The organism is Comamonas faecalis (assembly GCF_039538025.1).
GTDB classification, from domain to species: Bacteria; Pseudomonadota; Gammaproteobacteria; order Burkholderiales; family Burkholderiaceae_C; genus Comamonas_C; species Comamonas_C faecalis.
This window is the reverse complement of sequence record NZ_BAABBP010000034.1, coordinates 1-16,019: the sequence shown is the minus strand read 5'-3', so window position 1 is coordinate 16,019 and position 16,019 is coordinate 1. Positions and strand designations below refer to the sequence as shown.

Genomic DNA, 16,019 nt, shown 5'->3' with positions numbered 1-16,019 from the left:
ACCTCCATGGAGAATCCCGTGAGTCATCTATTGAACCCTCGACAGCTTTTGACGATCACGTTGTCAGTAGCCTTGGCCACCGTTGCCACGGGACTGAGCGCGCAGTCCGCTGACGCTGCAAAGCCGATGGCGCTGCGCAGCGTCATGGAGAGACTTGGCCGTGACATGCAAGCCGTCACCGGTGCGATTTCCAAGGAGGAATGGACACTGGTCGCCGAGCTGGCGCCCAAAATCGCCAAGCATGCCGAGCCACCTCTGGGCGAAAAAATGCGCATTCTTGGCTGGCTTGGCACGGATGCCGGGAAATTTCGGGGTTTCGACGGGCAGGTCCAGGACGCTGCGAGCGCCATGGGGGATGCCGCCAAGCGCGGCGACGGCCAGGCCGTGATCGTCGCATTCTCCAAGACGCAACAAAGCTGCCTCGCTTGCCACCAAAGCTTCCGGCAATCGTTCGTGGAGCAGTTTTATGGGCACCGCTGACACGCACTTGTCCCAGATCGGTCTGCATGGAACATCACGATTGGGAGCGTCACGATGAGCAACTCCCAGCCGAGCCTCATCCTGGTGCTCAATTGCGGCTCCTCAAGCATCAAGTTCGCCTTGTTCGATGCACAGGTGCGCCCGTTGCCGCGCGAGCCGCTCTGGCACGGCAAGGTGCAAGGGATTGCTGGGCCCGCGCCTGAGTACAGCGACAGTGGCACTGCACAGCAGCGCATCCATCTGGATCACGAACACCCTCACACCGCCGCTCTGGCGCTGATTCAAGCGCGCATCGTGGCCCGACTCGATGGCCGCCGCATTGTGGCCATCGCGCATCGTGTCGTCCATGGCGGCAGCAGGTACTTCGAGCCAACCGTGGTGACCGATGGCTCCATCGCGGAGCTGCGGGCCTTGATTCCTTTGGCGCCGTTGCACCAACCCTTTCCCCTGAAGGCCATGAGTTTGCTGTTCGAGCAGTGGCCCGGAATTGTTCAGGTAGCGTGCTTCGATACAGCCTTTCACCGCACGGCGCCGAAGGTGGAGCAGATCCTGCCGCTGCCGTACTCGGCCTGGGAACGCGGTCTGCGCCGCTACGGCTTTCACGGCCTTTCATACGACTACATGAGCCATGTCCTGCCCGAGCGCCACGGTGATCTGGCACGCGGCCGCACCATCGTCGCGCACCTCGGCAGCGGGGCCAGCCTGTGCGCGATGCAGAACCTGCAAAGCATCGCCACCACGATGGGATTTTCCGCGCTCGACGGCCTGATGATGGGCACCCGTACCGGCTCGCTCGATCCGGGCGCCCTGCTCTACCTGATGGAGATCGAAAAGCTCTCACTGGAAGAAGTAGGCCGCACGCTCTACAACCAGTCCGGCCTGCTCGGTGTTTCCGGGATTTCGGCCGAGCCGCGCGTGGTGGTGAAGCACGAGAGCGATTCCGGCGAAGTCGGCGAACGCGCCCGCATCGCGTTGGCGCTCTACGTGCGCCGTATCGTGCGGGAGATTGGCGCACTGATCGCAGTCATTGGCGGCCTGGATCTGCTCGTGTTCACTGCCGGTGTCGGTGAGCACAACGCCTTCGTGCGCGAGCGCGTCTGCCGCGACCTGGCATTTATCGGCATCAAGCTGGATGCCGATGCCAACGCCATCGATGCCCCGGTTATCTCCACCACCGACAGCCGGGTGCTGGCCGCGGTGGAGCCTACCAACGAGGAATGGATCACAGCGCGCTATACGCAGGATTTGATAGGCGGCGCGTGATGTCCCAGCCAGGCCGAGCGCGCTCAACTCAACTGACTCTGTAGCCACGCAGGGATTCATCGACATCAAAGAGGGGAAATCGCATGACCACCGCTTCCACCATCCGCCAGTGCTGGCTCGCCGGCCACGGCCCCATCGTCCATCGCGACGAGACCATCAAGCGCATGGAAACTCTGGTGGCCCGTTTGATCGTCGACGGCCGTGTTGCCGACGAGACGACGGCCTACACCCTGCTTGCCGCCGCCGACCGCCTGAGCTGCGTGGCCATGAACGTGGTCGCGCACATGACCTATGCGCGCCGCATCGACCTTTCCGGCGCGGCGCTGTCAGCCGAGGACTTCAAGCCCACGCCCGAAGGCCACACCGGCGGCTCGCTGAACATGGTGCAGGCCTTCGTCGGCTACCTGCTGGCCAACGCGCTCACCGGCAGCACACGCGGCTGGATCATGGGCCAGGGCCATTGTGTCGCCGCCATCGAAGCGGTCAATGCGCTGACCGGCGATGTCTCGCCCGCGCAGCGGGGCCGCTACGACCGCAGCGAGCAAGGCCTGTCGCGCCTGTGTGCCGATTTCTATTCCTATGCCATCGATGCGCAGGGCCGCCCGGCCGTGCCGCTGGGCAGCCATGCCGGCCCCAACACCGCCGGTGCCGTGTCCGAAGGCGGCTACCTCGGCTTTGCCGAACTGCAGTACATCCACATGCCGCTGCCTGGCGAATCGCTGGTCGCCTTCCTCAGTGACGGCGCCTTCGAGGAGCAGCGTGGCCCGGACTGGGCGCCGCGCTGGTGGCGCGCGCAAGACAGCGGCTTCGCTGTACCGGTGATGATCCTCAACGGCCGCCGCATCGAGCAGCGCACCCAGATCATGCAGGAAGGGGGTGCGCAATGGCTGGCCGACGACGTGCGCCACAACGGCTTCGACCCGGTGATCGTCGATGGCCGTGACCCGGCCGCGATCGCCTGGGCAATCGTCGAAGCCGAGGGCGCGCTGCGTGCGTTTGCCGCCGATCCGGATCGCCGCTATCCGGCGCCTCTGCCCTACGTGATCGCCGAGACCGAGAAGGGCTTCGGCTTTCCCGGTGCTGGCAGCAACGTCGCGCACAACCTGCCGTTGGGCGGCAACCCCCACACCGATGTCGCCATGCGTGGGCGGTTCAACGAAAGCGCGGCTGCGCTCTTCGTTGCTCCGGTCGAACTCGACGCGACGCTCACCGCCTTCGCAACCCACGCCGCCCAGCAGCGCCCGCTGGAAAGCGCGCATCCGATGGCGCACCGCCACCCCGCTGCGCCCAGGCTGCCCGAACCGCGCTGGGAAATATCAGGCAGCGAAGGCAGTGCGATGACGGCGCTGGATCAGTGGTTCGTTGAATTCGCCAAAGCCAATCCCGAGCTGCGCATGCGCATCGGCAACCCTGACGAATTGGCCAGCAACAAGATGGGCGGCACGCTGGCGCTGCTCAAGCACCGCGTCAACGAGCCCGAACCCGGTGTGCCTGAGGATTTGCACGGCGCCGTCATCACCGCGCTCAACGAAGAGGCCGTGGCCGCCGCCGCACTCGGCAACAAGGGTGGACTGAACCTGATCGTCAGCTACGAGGCCTTCGCCGTAAAAATGCTCGGCCTGATGCGGCAGGAAATCATCTTCGCCCGCCACCTGCGTCAGGTCGGCCAGCCCGCCGGCTGGCTGTCGGTGCCACTCATCGTCACCTCGCACACCTGGGAGAACGCCAAAAACGAACAGTCGCACCAAGACCCGACGATCGGCGAAGCCCTGCTGGGCGAGATGTCGGACACCTCGCGCGTGTTGTTCCCGGTGGATGGCAACACTGCGGTCGCCGCGCTGCGCGAAGTCTATGCCGGACGCGGGCAACTGGCCTGCCTCATCGTTTCCAAGCGCGACGTGGAGAACCGCTTCGATGCCGAATCGGCGCAACGCCTGATCCGTGACGGCGCGGCCCATCTGATCGGTGACCCCGCCGAGGCCGAAGTGCAGCTCATCGCGCTGGGTGCCTACCAACTCGACGAGGCGATCAAGGCGCAGCAGCACCTTGCCGGGATGGGCAAGCGCGCCTGCGTCACCGTCATCCTGGAACCTGGCCGCCTGCGCATCCCGCGCGATGCCATGGAAGCGGAGTTCGTCGATGAAGACGCCACTGTCAGCACGCTGTTCCCGCAAGGCCTGCCGCGCGTGATCCTCACCCACACGCGCCCCGAGCCCATGCTCGGCATTCTGCGCCGCATCGACAACGGCCCGACCAGGACGCACGCCCTCGGCTACATCAGCCGCGGCGGCACCTTCGATGTCCCCGGCATGCTGTTCGCCAACCGCTGTACCTGGGCGCATACGGTGGATGCCGCAGCGACCGTGGCCGGCTGGAATCGTGAAGCACTGCTCGACCCTGCGCAGCGCGCGGCTCTTGATGGCACCGGCGATCCCAAAGATTTATTGAGCCCGTGAGTCAGGTACGCGAATCCTGTGCCGGTCATGAAGTGCGCCGGCAGCTCCAGGCCGGTGGAGGCGATGTCCTCGCGGTCTGCGCCAGTTCTCAACTGCGCAACGTGCCCAGCAGGTTGCATGTCAGGATCACGCATCGCCTGCACCGCTTATCCAGTCCCTGTTCGTCCAGGGAGTCGGCGCGCTGCTGCATCGCCTGCTTGGTTCCCTCACCGGAGCCCAGGTTGCTCAGGCCCGCCCTGCTGCCATTCGAGCCGGGTGGCCCCGATCACGCGGGCCTGCCGCTCGATGGGCAGGTACGATTTCAGCTCAATGGCCACACCACCCAGACGCTGCACGTCATGGCGGCGGCCCTGCTCGGGCTGATCGTTCGGCACCTTCCATAGCCCTTCGACCACGCGCTCCATGGTGCTGGCACGGCGTGGTGCCTCCAAGTGCCCGAACGTGGCTAGACACTTTGCACGGGGGCGAATGGGCCTGCCTTGGGCATACCCTCACCCTGCTTGGCATGTCCTTCAATGGGACAGCTTGACGGCCTTCCAGCCGCTGTGGCTGAAATACTTGCCGTAGGCGTTGGAGGCCTGCGCGACCTGCACCACGCCGGCGGCGCGCTTGCCTTCTCCGTGCTTGCCCTGGGCGGCCTCGGCGCCCGCCACCAGGTCGGCCACGATGATGTGCAGCTGGGCGTCCGCCTCGGGGGGCAACTTGCAGTTTTCCACCATGTAGGCGACCTGCTGGCCGACGGCGTTGCCGAAGGCGTCGTAGTCGGCCGCCGTGGCCTTGCCTGCATGGGCCGCGGGCAGGATTTTCGTCACCGATGCATGGACGGCCGTCATGGCCTGGCGCAGCGGCGCGTCGGTGTCCCATTTCTTGCCGGCGTTGAGTTGCAACTGGTGGGTTTCGGCGCTGCCGTGGCTGTCGTGCGCGCTCGCGGCCATCGAGGTCAGGGGGACTGCCAGGGCGGCGGCCAGCAGCAGTGTGGTGAGTTGTTTCATGGAAATGCTCCGTTGAAAGTTGAACCATGCAAGGTGGCCGTGCGGGTTGCCTGGCTGCCTTGCCCTCTTCAACGAAGCGCGCGTCTGAATGTTCCATGTGTTTTGCATCTTTGGTGCACGGCCTTATTTGCGGTGCAGCAGCTCCTCCTCGGTCGCCTCCTGCGCGTAGCGACCCAGCAACAGCTGCAGCAGGCGCTCGCGCTGGGCGGTGTCCAGCAGCTCGCGCTCGGCCAGCAATTGGGTGATCACGCGCTGCTGCTGCGCGGCCTGCAGGCGGACAATGGCGGCCTGCTCGGCGTCGATGGCCGCGCGGTCGGGTGCGGCGGCGAAGATGTGGCGCACCAGGGCTTCGCGGCGGTGGCGTATGTCGTCCCAGTTGGATGACAGGTCGTGCAGGAACGGCGCCTCCAGCGCCTCCCAGCGCGTGCGTTGCCCGGGCGTGAGCGCCAGGTAGTCCGGCAGGTGCACGGCCGGCGCCGGGGGCGGCGCCACGCGGGCAGGGCGCAGCACGAGCGCCGCAAGAATGCCCAGGTTGAGCGCCAGCGAGACGGCCAGCAGGGTGCGGATCCAGGTGGGGTGTTTCATGGCAGATTCCTTGGCAGTCGGCAAATCTCGGTGGCGGCGCACAGCCCGCCCGGCGGCACGGGGTCGAACACGCGCGCCATGGCGGGGTCGGCGGCCGCAAACGTGGTAGGAATGGCTGCCCCCGTGCCCAGCAGCAGCCCGCCCATCCACAGGCCCGAGACCAGCGCCGCGCCAGCCGCCAGGCCCGTGGGCATCCAGCCCAGAAGGTCCCAGCCGGCACGCCGGGGCCTGGCGGCGCGCGGTGGCCGCCGGTCGCGCAGGCGCTCCTGCAGCTGCGCCGCGAGATCGAAGCCCAGCGTGGGCGATGGCAGGGCGTGCAGTTCCTGGCGCAGCGCCCGCAGCGCATCGAGCTGCTGGCTGCAGACAGGGCAGGCCCGCAGGTGGCTCTGCAGCGCGGCCTGTCTGCGCGCGGGCAGGGCGTGATCGACAAAGGCGGAAAGATCTTCGATGCGTGGGCAGGTCATGGTGGCTCCTTGCGGTCAGCGTGGCATGTGCTGCAGCAGCCCGGCGCGGGCGCGGGCGATGCGGGATTTGACGGTGCCCAGGCCGATGCCCAGCACCTGGGCAATGTCCTCGTAGGGCATGTCCTCGATGTCGCGCAACAGCAGGATCTCACGGTGCTCCACCGACAGCCGCGCCAGCGCGCGCTCCAGCTCCGCGATGCGCTGGCGCGCCTGCAGCATGGCCTCGGGCGTGGGCGTATCCGCCGGTACCTGCTGATGCAGCGCGTCGTCTAGCGCCACGAACTCCACGTGCCGCGCGCGACGCAGCCGGTCCAGTGCCTGGTTGCGCGCGATGCGGAACAGCCACGTGGACAGCTGCGCCTGCGGGCGCCAGCTGGGCAGTGCCTGGTAGACGCTCAGAAAGGTTTCCTGGGTCAACTCGCGCGCATCCTCCTGTGACCGAGTCATGCGCACCAGAAAGCGGTAGATGCGATCCTGGTTGCGCGTCACCAGCTCAGAGAACGCCGCAACCTCCCCGCGCTGGGCGCGGGCAATGCAGTCAGTCTCGTCAAACTGGCTCGGTTGGGGCATTGGGGCGTTAACGCATGAGGAGCGCAAAAGTTCCATCTTCGGGCAAGCCCTGACGAACCCGTCTTCGTCAGTCCAGCCAGACTCGCGATTCGCTTCATGCTTCTCATCAATACGTCCGATGGGGGCATGTGGCAACGTGAACTGACCGTTGGCTCGATCGGATGAACACGAGGTGAACAGAAGGTTCAGTGTTGATTCACCCCCGGTTCGTCAAAATTATTGGCATCAACAGCTCTGATGCTGTGAAAGGAACCGACGATGAAACGAAACCTACACCTCAAGCCCCGGCTGGCCACCCTGGTGCTGGCCGTCGCGGCGCTGCCAGCGGTGGCATCCAGCGACTGCGATGCCCCGGCCGCGCGATGGCAGTCGCGCGAAGCGGTGCGCCAGATGGCGGCGCAGCAGGGCTGGCAGGTCGAGCGACTGAAGATTGACGACGGCTGCTACGAAATCCGTGGCACCGACGCCCAGGGCCAGCGCTTCAAGGCCAAGCTCGACCCCGAGACCCTGCAGGTGCTGAAGATCAAGTCGCGCGAGCGCGATGACCACCACAAAGACCGGGACCGGGAGCGCGAGCGCCGGCGCGACCACACGCCGCAGGATGCGGGCACTGCCCCTTCCTCACCCCTCTTTACCCCGGGCAGTGCGCCGCGCGGCCAGGTGCAATGAATCGCCTCCCCTCTTTCCAGGAGAACCCTATGTCCAAACCCCTGATCACCGCCATTGCCGCAGCTTGCGCGCTTGCCGTGCCCGCCCTCGGCCAGGCGCGCGAAGTCACCATTGCCACCCAGCTCAAGAACTACGGCGGCGACGGCGCCTACCTGGCGGTCTACCTGACCGATGCCAAGGGCGCCTACGCCGGCACGCTCTGGGTGGCCGGCGGCAAGGCCAAGTACTACAAGCACCTGGCGGACTGGAGCCGCCTGTCGGCCGGCGACGCCAAACGTCTCAATGGCGTGACCGGCGCCAGCGTCGGCGCGGGCCGCACGCTCAGGGTGACGGCCGATCTGGCCGACGCGCTGATCGACGCCGGCTACGAGATCCGCATCGACGCCGCCGTGGAAGACATGCGTGACAGCCCCTCCGAGGTGCGGCTGCCCCTGACGGCGGCGGGCGCCGGCAAGGCGCAGGCCGGCAAGCAGTACATCCAGTCGGCCAGCTTCCAGCTGAAGTAAGGAGCAAGGCATGAACTGGAAAGCCGTCCACCGATGGCTGGGTCTGAGCCTGGGCACCGTGGCCCTGGTGCTGGGCCTGTCCGGTGCCCTGCTGGCCCTGGATCCGGTGCAGGAGGCCTGGCAGGCGCCGACAGCACCGGCCGACCTGCCGGTGGCCACGCTGGTGCAACAGGTGCAGCAGGCCATGCCCGGCGTCGAGGAAATCCGTCGCCTGCCCTCGGGCGCCGTCGCCGCCTTCGGCTTCGACGGCGACCAAGCGCAGGCGCGCTACGTCGATGCAACCAGCGGCCAGCTGCTTGGCAACTACCAGCCCTCCAGCATGCCGCGCTGGGTCAAGAACCTGCACCGCGCGCTGCTGCTGGGCGATGGTGGGCGCTGGGGCGCCGCGGCCACGGCGCTGGCCATGGTCTTGCTGTCGATTTCCGGCCTGGTGCTGCTCGTGCGCCGCATGGGCGGCTGGCGCCATGTGGCAGGCCGGGTGCGCGGCACCCTGGCGCAGCGCCTGCACGTACTGGCGGGCCGGGTGGTGCTGGCCCTGCTGCTGCTGTCCTCGATCACGGCGCTGACCATGAGCGCCTCGACACTCGGCCTGCTCGAACTGGAAGCCGGGCCCGAGCCCGACGTTGTTTCCAGCGCCAGCACGGGGGCCGACCTGGCGCCGGCGCAGCTACCGCTGCTGCGCGACCTCGGCGTCGGCGATCTGCACCGCGTCAACCTCCCCGATGCGGGCGACCCCACCGACACCTGGCAGGTGGCGACCACGCGCGGCCAAGGCTGGATTGACCGCCACAGCGGCGATACCTTGGCCTGGCAGGAGGCGACGTTGGCGCAGCGGCTGGACGACTGGGCCCGCGTGCTGCACACCGGCGAGAGCGCCTGGCCGTGGGCCGTGGTGATGGGCCTCGCAGGCCTCTGCGTGCTGCTGTTCTGGGCGAGCGGCGTGCTGATCTGGTGGCAGGGGCGCCGCAACGCGGTGCACATCGCCGACAACTCCCGCCTGCAGCAGGCCGAGGTGCTGATCTTCGTCGCCAGCGAGGGCGGCAGCACCTGGGGCTTTGCCCAGGCCTTGCATGCCGCGCTGGTACGCGCCGGGCGGCGCGTGCACAGCAGCGCACTGGAGCACTTCCAGATCACGCCCACGGCGCAGCAGGTCTTCATCCTGGCGGCCACGCATGGCGATGGCCAGCCGCCGGCGCATGCGCGTCATGCGCTGGAGCGCATTGCCGCGCAGGGCGGCAGCGGCGTGCCGGTGACGGTGCTGGGTTTTGGCGATCGCCAATACCCGGCGTTCTGCGCCTATGCACAGGCCGTCGAGCAGGCGCTGCGTGCCCAGGGGCATGCGAGCCTACTGCCGCTGGAGCTGATCCACCAGCAGTCGGCGCAGCAGTTCGCCCGCTGGGGCGAGGCACTGGCGCAGGCCCTGGGCCAGCCGCTGGCGATCGATTACCGACCCCGTCTGCCCGCCACCACCGCGCTGACGCTCGTCGAGCGGCGCGACTACCCCGGCCAGGCCGATCGGCCCACGGCCATCCTGCGCTTTGCCTGGCCGCGCCAGCCGTGGTTTGCGCGTCTGCTCGGCTGCGGCCTGGGCCGCTTCGAGGCGGGCGACCTGGTAGGTATCGTGCCACCGGGGAACGCGGTGGCGCGCTATTACTCGCTGGCGTCGGGCAGCGCCGACGGCTTTCTGGAAATCTGCGTGCGCCAGTGGCCCGGCGGCGTGTGCTCGGCGCACCTGCTGGGGCTCAAGCCGGGCGACAGCACGCAGGCCTTCATCCGTGCCAACCCGGGCTTTACCCTCAGCGGTCGACCGCCGAGCGTGCTGCTGATCGGCGCTGGCACCGGCGTGGCACCGCTGGCAGGCTTCATTCGGCGCAACGACGAGCGCACGCCGATGCACCTGTACTTCGGCGCGCGCGACCCGGCCACCGACTACTACTTCGGCTCCGAGATCGCGCGCTGGCAGGCCGAGCAGCGCGTGGCCAGCGTCAACACCATCTTCTCGCGCGTGCCCGGCGGCGGCTACGTGCAGGAAATCCTGCAACGCGACGCCGAACGCCTGCGCAAATTGCTGGCCGCCGGCGCCGCGGTGCGCGTGTGCGGCAGCCGCCCCATGGCCCAGGGCGTGGGCGAGGTGCTCGATGCGCTGCTGGCGCCGCTGGGCCTTGACGTGAACGCACTGAAGGCCAAGGGGCGCTATGCCGAAGACCTGTTCTGAGCCCTTGCACCGGCTGCAACTGCACGGGCCGACCATGGCCACGCGCTGGGCCGTGAGCTGCGATGTACCGCCTGTGCTGGACACGAACGCACTGTGCCAGGCGCTGGCCGAAGCGGTCGAACAAGTCGATGCCCAGATGTCGCCCTGGCAGCCGGAAAGCGCACTGAATCAGCTCAACCGTGCGCCGGTAGGCGATTGGCTGGCACTGCCGGCGCAGATCCTTGAGGTGCTGGCCCGCGCGCTCGAAGTCTGCCGCCTGAGCGACGGAGCGTTTGATCCCGCCGTCGGCGCACTGGTCGATGCCTGGGGCTTTGGCGCGGCATGCGACACGCCGGACGCCGAGGCCATCCGCGCCGCGCGCAATGCCAAACGCCTGCCGACACCGCAAGCCCTTGAGCTGGACTTGGCCGCCGGCCTGGCGCGCAAGCACTCGCCACTGCAGCTCGATTTGTGCGGCATCGCCAAAGGCTATGCCGTGGATCGTATGTGTGCCGTGCTCACCGGACACGGCGTGTGCCACGCCCTGGTCGCACTGGACGGCGAGCTGCGCGCCATCGGCCCCCAGGCCAGCGGCGCGCCCTGGGCGGTGGCGCTGGAGAGCCCGCGTGCAGGCCTGCGCGCCGCGCACGGGGTGATCGAGCTGCAGGACCTGGCCGTGGCCACGTCGGGCGATTACCGGCACTTCGTCCAGGTGGGCCAGGCACGCCTGGCGCACAGCATGGACGGGCGCAGCGGCAAGCCGGTGAACAACGGCGTCGCCAGCGTCACCGTGCTGGCGCCCCGTTGCATGGACGCCGACGCCTGGGCCACCGCCTTGCTGGTGGCGGGCTCGGGCCAGGGCCTGGCCTTGGCGCATCGGCACGGCCTGGATGCCTTGTGGCTGCTGCGCCGGGGCGAGGCGCTGGTCGAGTTGGGCTCGGGCCGCTTCGCCGCTGCCGCATCGGCGGGTACGGCATGAACGGCGGGTGAAGAGGCTGTTCAGCACCGGTTCACCCACACCCGCGCAGACTGCAGCCACAGTCGATCGTGACTGCATTGCAACTCAAGGAGAACGTCATGCAAGTCGCCACCACCATCGCCTCCATCGGCATCGCCGCGGCCCTGCTGGGCAACACCGCCCTGGCCGGCGATCATTCCGATCGCACGCAGCGCCACGCCAGCCGCGCCGAGCGCATCGAAGCGCTGAACGCACCCTGGCAGGCCATTCCCAATTCGGCCGAGGCAGGCTCGCCCGGACATGGCTGGCAGTATTTCTTCAACCCGCAGGCAGCGCGCGCCGTCGTCATCAGCCCTGATGGCCATTACTACTTGAGCCGCGGCAAGGGGCTGCGCTGGATCGCCGCAGCCCAACCAGCGGCGGAAACGGCAACGGCGCCCTGGCAGGCCATCGCCAACCAGGCCCAGGCCGGCATGCCCGGGTTTGGCTGGCAGTACTTCTTCGACTCGATCGCACCCCGTGCGGTGGTGATCAGTCCCGACGGCCACTACTACCTCAGCCAGGGCGATGGGCTGCGTTGGGTGGCTATGGCGCAGCAGCCAACCGGTCGCGACGCATCCATCGGCTGACAAACGGTGCTGCAAGCAGGGGCAGCAAGAATCCATCAGCTGCTTTTTCAGAACCGGAACGAGGGTTGGCATCGTGGCAGCCTCGCCTGCAAAAGCGCGGGCTGCCACGTTCACGCCCGCATCCACATTGAGAGCCTCATGTCCAGAACCACTGAACGCTACCATCCAACGCTCATCACACTGCACTGGCTGACGCTGCTGCTGATGGTCGGTGTCTATGCCTTGATCGAGCTGCACGATGGCCTGCCCAAGGGCAGTGCCGAGCGGGCGCTGGCCAAGAGCTGGCATGAAAGCCTGGGCATCCTGGTTTTCGCAGTCGTCGTATTGGTTCGGCTGCCGCTGCGGTGGATGCTGGGTCAACCCAGTGAGCTTGCCGGTACGCCCGCGTGGCAGTCCCGCTTGGCCCATGTCATGCACTGGGCGCTTTACGGCCTGCTCATCGCGGCGCCCGTTCTCGGCTATCTGAGCCTGAACGCCAAGGGCGCGCCCGTGTCCTTGTTCGGACTCGAACTGCCTGGGCTGATGGCGCCTGACAAGGCGCTTGCAGGCGGCCTCAAAGAAGTCCACGAGGCAATCGGCACACTCGGGTACTGGCTGATCGGCCTACACGCTGCAGCGGCGCTGGTGCATCACTACCTGATGCACGACACGACGCTGGCACGCATGGGCCTGGGGCGGGCTCGACTTGACCCAAACTCCAGAGACAGCCGCTGACCGGCTGCCGCAAAACCCTTGCCAGCTCCGGATCTGGACGCCGGCCGGAACACCGGCAGATCGGCTCAAGACGCCGCGAACTTATTCCACAGCACGATGAAACAAGCCATAAACAAACGCCGCCAAATCCCCCTGTCCATGCCAGACCCGGACCCGGCGGCCTGCTCGCTGGACATGCGCATGGCCGTTTGCCGCAAAGTCCCTCTTTTTGCCGATCTCGACGACGGGCAACTGGCGCAGGTCAACCGGCATTGCCAGGCCCAGAACTTCGCGGCCGGGGAGCCCGTCTACCTGGAAGGCGATGCCGCGACGCACATTTACGTGGTGGCGATCGGCGCCGTCAAGACCACGCGGCTGGCGGCCGATGGGCGCCAGTCGCTGATTGACTTGCTCACCCCAGGCGATTTCTTTGGCGCGCTGCCGGCGCTGGGCCAGCAGTTCTACGCCGACAGCGCCACCGCCTTGACGCCGGCCTGCCTGCTGGGCCTGGATGCGCCTGAGTACGACGCCATCCTGCAAGAAATTCCGCAAGTCGCTGTGACCACGCTCAAGGGCGTGGCGCACCGGCTGACGCAGTCGCAGCACGCCATTCACATGCTGGCCGGGGCGCCGCTGGAGCAGCGCCTGGCAGCCTTGCTGCTGGTTCTTGCCGACAAGGTCGGCAAGCCCTGGAACGAGGCCATGCTGCTGGACGTGCCGCTGGCGCGCGAGGACCTGGCCGCCATGGCCGGCGCGGCCACCGAATCGGTCAGCCGCTTGCTCAGCCAGTGGCAGCGCGAGGGCTGGATCGACGCCGGCCGGCGCTGGGTCGCCATCGTCGATGCGGCGCGCTTGGAGCAAGTGCGCGACGGCATGGTTTGAGTCAGCGCCAAAGTCGGCTGCTGTTGATTGACGTTTCTCATGGAGCAATACGGCGGGCCTGCCTACAGTGAAGGCATCCCTCAACCAGACCGTCATACAAGGAAAAAACCATGACCAACACCAACACCCGCACCACCTTGCGCGCCGAGGGTTTTTCCTGCCCGTCCTGCGTGACCAAGATCGAGAAAAGCGTCGGCGCGATGGCGGGCGTGAGCCACGTCAAGGTGCACTTCGCATCGGCGCGCATCGAAGTCGACCACCACCCCGAAACCGTCAGCGCGGACGATCTCATCGCCGCCATCGCCAAGGTGGGCTACACCGCGCGCGCCTCGGCGTTCTGACGCACCACCATGGCCCCCGCGCCGCTCACTCCACGAGCAGCACACCGCCGCGCCCGGCGGCGGTGGCTGCCCTGTCCCGCTTGACCACCTTCGGAGGCCAACCCCATGAACAAGATCAACGCATGGATCAACGGCCGCTGGACGACTCCCGCCTTGTCCGGCCTGCTGATCCTGGCTTCATTCACCGCATCCAAGGGCTACGGCGCTGCCCTGGCGGCCCAGTGGCTGATGGTCGCCGCCGCCCTCGTCGCCGGCGCGCCCATCGTGCGCAACGCCGTACGTGCGCTGGCCGTGCGCCACATCAGCATCGACCTGTTGGTGAGCATCGCCGCCGTCGGCGCGCTGATCATTGGTGAGTATTGGGAGGCGGCGGCCGTCACCTTCCTGTTTGCCATTGGCCACGCGCTGGAATCGGCCACCTTAAACAAGACCCGCGCGGCGCTGGCCGAGCTGATCGCCGTGGCGCCGGACACGGCCATCGTGATGCGCAAGGGCGAGCAGGTGGAAATCCCCGCCGCCAGCGTCGCCATGGGCGAGGTGGTGCTGGTCAAGAACGGCGCCAAGGTGCCGGTCGATGGCGAGGTGATCGCCGGTACCGGCGCGCTCGACGAGGCGTCGATCACCGGCGAATCGATCCCGGTGGAAAAGTCCAAGGGCGACCATGTCTTCGCCGGCACCATCTCGCGCGGCGGCTTTCTGCAGGTGCTGGCCACCGGCATCGGCGCCGACACCACGCTGGCGCGCATCATTCACCGCGTGGAAGACGCGCAGGACGCCAAGGCGCGCACGCAGAAATTCATGGACCGGTTTTCGTCCTGGTACACCCCCGCCGTCGTCGTGCTGGCGCTGCTGGCCGGCCTCATCAGCGGCAGCGTGGTGCTGGGCCTGACCCTGCTGGTGGTGGCCTGCCCGGGGGCGCTGGTGATCTCCATTCCCGTGTCCATCGTCGCCGGCATCGGCCGCTCGGCACGCGACGGCATCCTGATCAAGGGCGGCGAGTTCCTGGAGACCGCGGCCAAGATCGACGTCGTGGCCGTGGACAAGACCGGCACGCTGACCAAGGGCCGCCCGCAGCTCACCGATGTCGTGGCGCTGGCGCCGGGCGTGGACAAGAACCAGGTGCTCGCCTGGGCGGCGCGCGCCGAGGCCGGCTCCGAGCACCCGCTGGCGCGTCCCATCCTGGAAGCGGCGGAGCAAGCAGGCATCGCGGTGGCCGAGCTGCCCGAGCACATCGAGCCCGTGATCGGCAAGGGCATCACCGCCCGCGTCGAGGGCAAGCGGGTGCTGATCGGCAACCTGGCCTTGCTGGAGCAGTTTGGCGTCGCCGATACGGTGGGCGCAGACCGCCAGGCGCATCAACTGGCCACCCAGGGGCGCACGCCCATGATCGTTGCCGTGGACGACCAGGTGCTGGGCGTGATCGCCGTGGCCGACGAGATCCGGCGCGACGCCGCAGCCATGGTGGCCGCGCTGCACAAGGCGGGCGTGAAGAAGGTCGTCATGCTCACCGGCGACGTGAAGCCGGTGGCCGATGCCGTTGCCGCCGCCACCGGCATCGACGAGGTGCACGCCGGGCTGCTGCCCGAGGACAAGCTCGACATCGTCGCCCGCCTGCAGCGGGCCGGCCACGTCGTCGCGATGGTTGGCGACGGCGTCAACGACGCGCCGGCGCTGGCCACCGCCGACGTCGGCGTGGCCATGGGCGCAGCCGGCTCGGCCGTGGCGGTGGAGACCGCCGACATCGCGCTCATGGGCGACGACCTGCTCAAGCTGCCCGAGGCCATCTCGCTGGCGCGGCGCACGCTCTCCAACATCCGCCAGAACATCGTCATCGCTCTAGCGACCGTCGGCCTCCTGCTGACCGGTGTGCTGATGGGTGGGGTGACCATGGCCGCCGGCATGCTGTTCCACGAAGGCTCGGTATTGATCGTGATTGCCAATGCCATGCGGCTGCTGCGGCGCGCGACACCGGCGCACTCAGCGCCCTTGTCGACAGTGGCGAGAGAGTCGGCTCCATCCATTTGAGCGGTGCACATGATCGTTGCCTCGGCCTCTGGCATCTCGGTGCCAGAGGCCTTGTTCCCATCCCAGCCGCTGCACTGCCGCAAGAATCTTGCCGGAACCTGAGTGTTCGATGAATTCAGAAACAAGAAAGGACGAAATTAATGGGCACAAAACCCTCTTGCAGCTTGAGACTGCACGTTATGTTCGAGGGTGTGCAGAATTTTGTGTAAACGGACAATCCACCGCCGGCGTAAGCCGGCCTGTCCGTAAGCGCAATGAACACCAAGAAACACGACGTACCCGAAGAACTGCTGTCTGGCCTGCTGGCCAACT

At 67.5% G+C, this 16,019-nt stretch carries 16 protein-coding genes and 1 pseudogene; 12 read left to right on the top strand and 5 right to left on the bottom strand.

Annotation, left to right across the window (positions count from 1 at the left end):
• Positions 1 to 18: 18 nt before the first annotated feature.
• From ABD767_RS14910 to ABD767_RS14900, 3 genes are all read left to right on the top strand, one after another.
• Positions 19 to 480 carry a cytochrome c gene (locus ABD767_RS14910; protein ID WP_344869872.1) on the top strand — a complete coding sequence of 154 codons (462 nt, stop codon included), beginning with the start codon at positions 19 to 21 and terminating at the stop codon, positions 478 to 480.
• A gap of 54 nt (positions 481 to 534) precedes the next feature.
• The gene (locus ABD767_RS14905; RefSeq protein WP_013519676.1) at positions 535 to 1,743 is read left to right on the top strand and encodes an acetate/propionate family kinase; all 1,209 of its coding nucleotides are present in this window, start codon (positions 535 to 537) and stop codon (positions 1,741 to 1,743) included.
• An 83-nt stretch (positions 1,744 to 1,826) separates the two neighbouring features.
• Positions 1,827 to 4,199: a phosphoketolase family protein gene (locus tag ABD767_RS14900; protein ID WP_103044767.1), complete on the top strand. Its 2,373-nt coding sequence runs from the start codon at positions 1,827 to 1,829 to the stop codon at positions 4,197 to 4,199.
• A gap of 91 nt (positions 4,200 to 4,290) precedes the next feature.
• Here the strand turns inward: ABD767_RS14900 and ABD767_RS14895 are convergent.
• The 5 genes and pseudogenes from ABD767_RS14895 to ABD767_RS14875 form a co-directional block, all read right to left on the bottom strand.
• Positions 4,291 to 4,681: pseudogene (locus tag ABD767_RS14895) on the bottom strand (DUF3363 domain-containing protein); the annotation flags it as partial.
• Positions 4,682 to 4,711: 30 nt separating this feature from the next.
• Positions 4,712 to 5,191, bottom strand: a complete 480-nt coding sequence (locus ABD767_RS14890) for a hypothetical protein (protein ID WP_103044766.1) — start codon at positions 5,189 to 5,191, stop codon at positions 4,712 to 4,714.
• Between the two features lie 123 nt (positions 5,192 to 5,314).
• Positions 5,315 to 5,776, bottom strand: coding sequence for a Spy/CpxP family protein refolding chaperone (locus tag ABD767_RS14885; RefSeq protein ID WP_344869871.1), 462 nt, complete (start codon positions 5,774 to 5,776; stop codon positions 5,315 to 5,317).
• On the bottom strand, positions 5,773 to 6,240 hold the full coding sequence (locus ABD767_RS14880; protein ID WP_013519680.1) for an anti-sigma factor family protein: 468 nt from the start codon (positions 6,238 to 6,240) through the stop codon (positions 5,773 to 5,775). The genes ABD767_RS14885 and ABD767_RS14880 overlap by 4 nt, the downstream gene beginning before the upstream one ends.
• Positions 6,241 to 6,255: 15 nt before the next feature.
• Positions 6,256 to 6,810, bottom strand: coding sequence for a sigma-70 family RNA polymerase sigma factor (locus ABD767_RS14875; protein ID WP_013519681.1), 555 nt, complete (start codon positions 6,808 to 6,810; stop codon positions 6,256 to 6,258).
• 258 nt (positions 6,811 to 7,068) lie between these two features.
• Between ABD767_RS14875 and ABD767_RS14870 the strand changes: the two genes are divergently transcribed.
• From ABD767_RS14870 to ABD767_RS14830, 9 genes are all read left to right on the top strand, one after another.
• A complete protein-coding gene (locus ABD767_RS14870) occupies positions 7,069 to 7,479 on the top strand; it encodes a PepSY domain-containing protein (protein WP_013519682.1) in 411 nt (136 codons plus the stop codon).
• Between the two features lie 29 nt (positions 7,480 to 7,508).
• Entirely contained in the window at positions 7,509 to 7,985 is a 477-nt protein-coding gene (locus ABD767_RS14865) for a DUF2271 domain-containing protein (protein ID WP_013519683.1), read from the top strand.
• A gap of 10 nt (positions 7,986 to 7,995) precedes the next feature.
• Positions 7,996 to 10,200 (top strand): PepSY domain-containing protein, encoded by a 2,205-nt coding sequence (locus tag ABD767_RS14860; RefSeq protein ID WP_103044765.1) that lies wholly within the window; start codon positions 7,996 to 7,998, stop codon positions 10,198 to 10,200.
• Positions 10,181 to 11,158: an FAD:protein FMN transferase gene (locus tag ABD767_RS14855; protein WP_024539910.1), complete on the top strand. Its 978-nt coding sequence runs from the start codon at positions 10,181 to 10,183 to the stop codon at positions 11,156 to 11,158. Before ABD767_RS14860 ends, ABD767_RS14855 begins: the two co-directional genes overlap by 20 nt.
• A gap of 98 nt (positions 11,159 to 11,256) precedes the next feature.
• The gene (locus tag ABD767_RS14850) at positions 11,257 to 11,766 is read left to right on the top strand and encodes a hypothetical protein (protein WP_013519686.1); all 510 of its coding nucleotides are present in this window, start codon (positions 11,257 to 11,259) and stop codon (positions 11,764 to 11,766) included.
• Positions 11,767 to 11,904: 138 nt separating this feature from the next.
• Complete coding sequence (locus ABD767_RS14845) at positions 11,905 to 12,480, top strand: cytochrome b (RefSeq protein WP_013519687.1); 576 nt, start codon at positions 11,905 to 11,907, stop codon at positions 12,478 to 12,480.
• 138 nt (positions 12,481 to 12,618) lie between these two features.
• Positions 12,619 to 13,341 carry a Crp/Fnr family transcriptional regulator gene (locus ABD767_RS14840; protein ID WP_344869870.1) on the top strand — a complete coding sequence of 241 codons (723 nt, stop codon included), beginning with the start codon at positions 12,619 to 12,621 and terminating at the stop codon, positions 13,339 to 13,341.
• 110 nt (positions 13,342 to 13,451) lie between these two features.
• Entirely contained in the window at positions 13,452 to 13,682 is a 231-nt protein-coding gene (locus tag ABD767_RS14835; protein ID WP_013519689.1) for a heavy-metal-associated domain-containing protein, read from the top strand.
• Between the two features lie 105 nt (positions 13,683 to 13,787).
• Positions 13,788 to 15,707 carry a heavy metal translocating P-type ATPase gene (locus ABD767_RS14830; RefSeq protein ID WP_103044763.1) on the top strand — a complete coding sequence of 640 codons (1,920 nt, stop codon included), beginning with the start codon at positions 13,788 to 13,790 and terminating at the stop codon, positions 15,705 to 15,707.
• Positions 15,708 to 16,019 lie beyond the last annotated feature (312 nt).